The following is a 5,048-nucleotide window of genomic DNA, read 5'->3' on the forward strand; positions in this document are numbered from 1 at the left end:
GCATGTGTTAGGCATGCCGCCAGCGTTCGTTCTGAGCCAGGATCAAACTCTCAGGTTCAGATCGTGACCAAAGTCACGACTGACAGGACCGCCGATAGCGATCTCCTGAAACGTCGATACTGTTCACAGTTTCTCTGCTCAAAAGATGCACAGACGATCCTCATTGTGCCGATCCCCAAAAGAACCAACACCACAAGGCCGCAACGGCTACCAACTGCCGCCGCCTGCGCATCCCTTCTCACAACACGGTATGTACTTGTCAAAGAACCCGCAGCACTGAAACGTGCCGCACCGGCTGCTCTTCCGCTTCCCCTTCTTCAGAGGATCGGACCAGAGTAGGCCGGAGGCATTTCGGTCGAAACCGGAAGATTAAACAGCTAAGTCGCTGTTTTCTTTATCCGTTTCTCCTTCAGCGCCGCGCTTCGTTCAGCGCCCCGCCGTCGGTGGAGCGGGTTATAGGCGCCCTCCCCCAAACCATGCAAGCGCTTTTTTCGTTGCCATGAACATTTTTATGTTCGCCAAGCCGACTGATGGTTTCGTCAGAGCAGGCCGAGTTCCCGCAGTTCCGCCGCCATATCGGCCGGCAGTTCATCCCCTGCCCCACCAGCAGCGGAAAGGTCCTGGGGAGCGGCTTCGGCGGTCAGATAGCGCCATCCCTGGAAAGGACGATGCGCGGTCGGCACCGTCTGTACCCGGTCGGCGGCGAGGTACAGGGTGCAGTGGCTCTCCCCCTCCTCGTCGGTGCCGCTGTCGATGGCGAGGATGGGCTGACGCACCAGGACGCTGCCCTTGATGACCCAGTAGATCGATCCACCGGCCAGCAGCTCGTCGCCACGCTTTGGGAGGCGGCGGGTGTAGACTGGAATGCGGGTCCGCCCACCAGCGGTTACGGCCCGGCGGTCCTGCAGTTCCGCCAGATGGTCGAGGTCGCGGACGCCGACGGCGAGCTTGATGAGATGGAGAGGCATGGAGGCTGTGTCGTCTCTGACGGGATGAACGGAAGGGCGCCCAGCATAGCGCGCCTCCTGACATGGTGCGTTATGCCGGATTGTCCCGTGAGCTTCCCAGGGGAATTGCCCTCAGAGCGGATCGTTGCGGTCGGACCGGCTTGTCGGCCGGGCATGGCCGATGATGGCGCTGAAGCCGAACAGCAGGAGCAGCACGCCCATGATGATCTCGATGCCGCAGACCAGACGAACCGGCCCGGACACCGGATGGATGTCGCCATAGCCGACCGTGGCGAAGGTCACGATGGAGAAATAGATCCCCTCGGCGAAGGTGATGTCTCGCCTGACGCCTTCGATCACGAAGTTCGGCTCCGCCATGAAGCGGTCCATGATGGTGTAGATGGCGCCGAACAGGATGATGCAGAGCGAATAGAAGGTTAGAAAGGCGAAGGCCGGCAGGACCAGACGCGCCGATTGCTGGAAAAATCCCTCGAACAGCAGGCCGGCATCGAGCAGGAAGATGGCGATGTCACGCGACACCAGCGCGACGATGGCGGCGATGGCGGACATTGCCAGCAGGAAGATGGCACCGATGGTCTGGGTGTCCATGTCCTGTTCGGGCACCAGGAAGGTCAGGGCGCCGATGCCCCAGACCGGCGCCATCCACAGGAAGACACGGTCGAAATGGCCGCCTTCCCGCAACCGCCGCGACATCACGATCCGCCGGATGTCCTCCGCCCGCCACCAGGCACCACCGAGAAAGGCGACCAGCGGCAGGACGAAGGCGATGGCCTGGATCAGAGGGCTGATGTTGTGGAAGTTGCTTTCGGCGAAAAAGACGAAGATGCAGGCATAGACGCCGATGAAGTTGGTCAGCGCCAGGGTGAAGAACTGGCTTCCCGGGAACAGATAATGGAAGGCGCCGACGACGAGACCGACCGATCCCAGCAGGACGAAGGTCAGATCGCCCGATACCGACCGGATCGATAGCGCGATCAGACCGAGAAGCAGCGCCGTCAGCAACACCCCGCCCAGCCAGGACTTGGACGCCCCCCGGCCCCCATGCGGCCCGCCATGGTTGCCATGCGATCCGCCGGGCGGAGTTGCCGGAGGCGGGCTGGACGTCCGGGGGCGGCGGTCGGGAACGATCTGATCCATGGGGCGGTCAACCGAATCGAGAGCAGGCACCGCGGCCGGCGCCCAACCGAAAGTCTTATCCCACGGTTATAGCGGTTAGAGCGGACCGACCGTCAGCACTTTCCACCCGCCCGGCCGAAGAACCGCCCCCCGCCCCTGCCAGCCGGCCCCTACCAGCCGCCGGTGGCGAGCCAGCGGTCGAGCATGTCGAGCCGGTCCCAGCCCCAGAAGGGCTCGCCATCGGCAATGACGAAGGGGGAACCGAAAACCCCGCGCTCCACCGCATCGTCGGTCTCGGCCCGCAGTCGGTCCTTGACCGTCTGGTCCTGGATGGCGGCGGTCACCGCCGCGCGGTCGATGCCGAGGCTGCCCAGCGTCTTCGCCGCGATCTCGGCCACCGTATCCGAGGGGCCGATGTCCCGCCCCTCGGCGAAATGGGCATGGAACAGCGCATGGGCCAGCAGCTTCGCCTGTTCCGGATGCTCGTCGGTCAGCCAGTAGAACGCACGCGAGGCGGCCACGCCATTGGCCGGAGCCGAGTCGGGAAAGGTGAAGGGCACGCCGGTCAGGCGGGCGATGCGGCCGACATCATGGGTCAGATACTCGCCGCGCAGGGGCTGCTGCAGGTTCGGCTTCATGCCGGTCACCTTGAAGATGGCGCCGAGCAGGACCGGATGCCAGGTGACGGCGCGGCCATGCTTCGCCGCCAGCTCGTCGATGCGCAGGCTGGCGAAATAGCCGTAGGGCGAAGCGAAGTCGAAATAGAAATCGATGGGCTCGGACATGTGCGCTTCCTCTCCGCAAGGCTTTTCCGGAAAGGCTAACGCGGGTATCGGACAGCGTCCAGCAGGGCATCTGGGGCGTCCGGAAAGGGACCGCCCCGCCCCCGTCAGACCGTGCGCACCTTGGCGTCGAAGACGTAGCCGGCGCCGCGTTCGGTCTTGATGATGCGGGGTTCCTTCGGGTTCGCCTCGATCTTGCGGCGCAGGCGCAGGATCAGCACGTCGATGGAGCGGTCGAACACCTCGGCTCCGTCGACACGGGTGAGGTCGAGCAGCTGGTCGCGGGTCAGCACCCGCTGCGGCCGCTTGACGAAGGCAGCCAGCAGGCCGAACTCCGCCTTGGTCAACTCCACCTCGCGCCCCTCCTGCCCGCGCAGGCGCTGGGCGGTGAGGTCGAGTTCCCAATTGGCGAACTGCACCACGGCGCGGAGTTCCTCCGGGCTGCGGGCCGGGCGGGCGTCATTGGAGACACGGCGCAGCACCGCCTTGATGCGGGCCAGCAGTTCGCGCGGGTTGAAGGGTTTGGTCAGGTAATCGTCGGCGCCCAGCTCCAGCCCGACGATGCGGTCGACATCCTGGTCCTTGGAGGAAAGGATGATGACGGGGATCTGAGATTCGGTGCGGATCTGGCGGACAAGGCCGAGCCCATCACCATCGGGCAGGCGCAAATCGCAAACCACGAGATCGACAGGCTCGCCATCCAGCGCCTGCCGGGCCGACGCGGTATCCTGCGCCGTCGTGACCCGGTACCCCTCTCCCGCCAGATATGAGGCCAAAAGCTCCCGAATCGGCTCGTCGTCGTCGACCGCGAGAATATGCATGCCTGTTACCTCCCCAGACCTTCTTATCTCACGCGCGTGCGGCACGCAATGCGTTACAACCCGGTAACAGCCGCGGCCAATTCGCCGGCTGCGTGAGCCGGTTGAAACCACCTGTCCTGCCGGCGACATGAAAATACCCTTCTCCGGACATTAACCAGAAACAGGCTGCGGTTTAAATGCAGACCATCGACCAGGGGACGGTCGCCCGGCCCGGGCACCGGACCAAAGCCGTATGGGGAATGCACCGCCATGTCGAACATCGATCATTGCCTGGAGCGCCTGGCCCTGCTCGACCGCGCCGACCGTCTGCTGAACGAGGTGCGGGTCTATGGACAGCATGGCCCGATCCGCGAAACGCTGGCGCAGCATCGCCTGCTGCTGGGCGAGGCGAAGCGTCACCTCGATTCGGCGCGCTCGGTCGGACAGGCGGGCTGACGGTCTCCGGCAAGAGCGCGATCATGCCCGTCCGTTACGCCCCGGCGACACCAATGCCATCCCAGCGAGCCGCATCCTGCGCCCCGGCCCATCTCCGGACCGCAAGGCGCCTGCCCGCCGACGGCAACCGCCGTCCGGTGACGGAACGCTGCAGCCACCATCCCGGCTGCGCCCCGGCCGCGATAGCGGTCACGGCTCACAATGGCGCACCGCTGTGGCGCACGATGATGGAACGCTGGCTGGCAGCGATACCCTGAAGTTTCCTGGCCGTCCGGTGACGCTCTCCCTATTCCCGCCCGAATTCGCACTTATGCCGATGGCCGGGAGCCACAGAACCGGAGAGACCCACCATGATCCGCGCCATCCTTCTCGCCTCCACCGCCCTGCTGATGGCCGCCCCGGCTGCCCTGGCTGCCGGCTACGGGCCAACCGGCGGGCAACCGGCCGGCGAGCAAATGGTGGGTGGGCCACAGGCGGGCGGGCAACTGGCGCTGACGCGGGTTCTGCTGTCCACCGGCGGCGTCGGCTATTTCGAATATGAGGCGACGGTGAGCGGCGATGCCGAGCTGTCGCTGGAGGTGCGGCGCGATCAGGTCGACGACGTGCTGAAGAGCATCGTCGTCTATGACGACAAGGGCGGCGTCGGCACCATCGGCCTGCCGGGCGCCGAGCCGCTGGACACCGCCTTCCGCGAACTGCCCTTCTCGGCCGGCGACCTCACCTCTCCCGTCGCCCTGCTGAACGCCATGCGCGGGGCGGAGGTGACCTCAGGCGGCTCGCGCCAGCTGACCGGCCGGCTGATGTCGGTGACCGAGGAAACGGTGCGGCTGCCGGGCAACGACGGCGCCACCGCGACCCGTCACCGGGTGACGCTGATGACCGCCGACGGCCTGCCCCAGCTGGTGCTGGAGGAAGGCGATGCGCTG

The 5,048-nt window shown here is 65.6% G+C and carries 5 protein-coding genes and 1 pseudogene; 2 read left to right on the forward strand and 4 right to left on the reverse strand.

The window, feature by feature from the left end:
* Nucleotides 1-539 precede the first annotated feature (539 nt).
* The 4 genes from I71_RS18200 to I71_RS18215 form a co-directional block, all read right to left on the reverse strand.
* Nucleotides 540-968: a DUF1489 family protein gene (locus I71_RS18200; protein ID WP_042696257.1), complete on the reverse strand. Its 429-nt coding sequence runs from the start codon at nt 966-968 to the stop codon at nt 540-542.
* Nucleotides 969-1,079: 111 nt separating this feature from the next.
* Complete coding sequence (locus I71_RS18205) at nt 1,080-2,105, reverse strand: potassium channel family protein (protein WP_042696258.1); 1,026 nt, start codon at nt 2,103-2,105, stop codon at nt 1,080-1,082.
* Nucleotides 2,106-2,254: 149 nt separating this feature from the next.
* Entirely contained in the window at nt 2,255-2,869 is a 615-nt protein-coding gene (locus I71_RS18210) for a 2-hydroxychromene-2-carboxylate isomerase (RefSeq protein WP_042696259.1), read from the reverse strand.
* Between the two features lie 104 nt (nt 2,870-2,973).
* Complete coding sequence (locus I71_RS18215) at nt 2,974-3,687, reverse strand: response regulator (protein WP_042696260.1); 714 nt, start codon at nt 3,685-3,687, stop codon at nt 2,974-2,976.
* Nucleotides 3,688-3,936: 249 nt separating this feature from the next.
* On the opposite strand from I71_RS18215, the gene I71_RS18220 reads away from it, so the two are divergent.
* Together I71_RS18220 and I71_RS18225 are read left to right on the forward strand one after the other, a co-directional pair.
* Nucleotides 3,937-4,122, forward strand: coding sequence for a hypothetical protein (locus I71_RS18220; RefSeq protein WP_042696261.1), 186 nt, complete (start codon nt 3,937-3,939; stop codon nt 4,120-4,122).
* A 350-nt stretch (nt 4,123-4,472) separates the two neighbouring features.
* A pseudogene (locus I71_RS18225) lies at nt 4,473-5,048 on the forward strand (hypothetical protein); the annotation flags it as partial.

The sequence above is a fragment of the Azospirillum sp. B506 genome, assembly GCF_000333595.1.
In the GTDB taxonomy this organism is placed as follows: Bacteria; Pseudomonadota; Alphaproteobacteria; order Azospirillales; family Azospirillaceae; genus Azospirillum.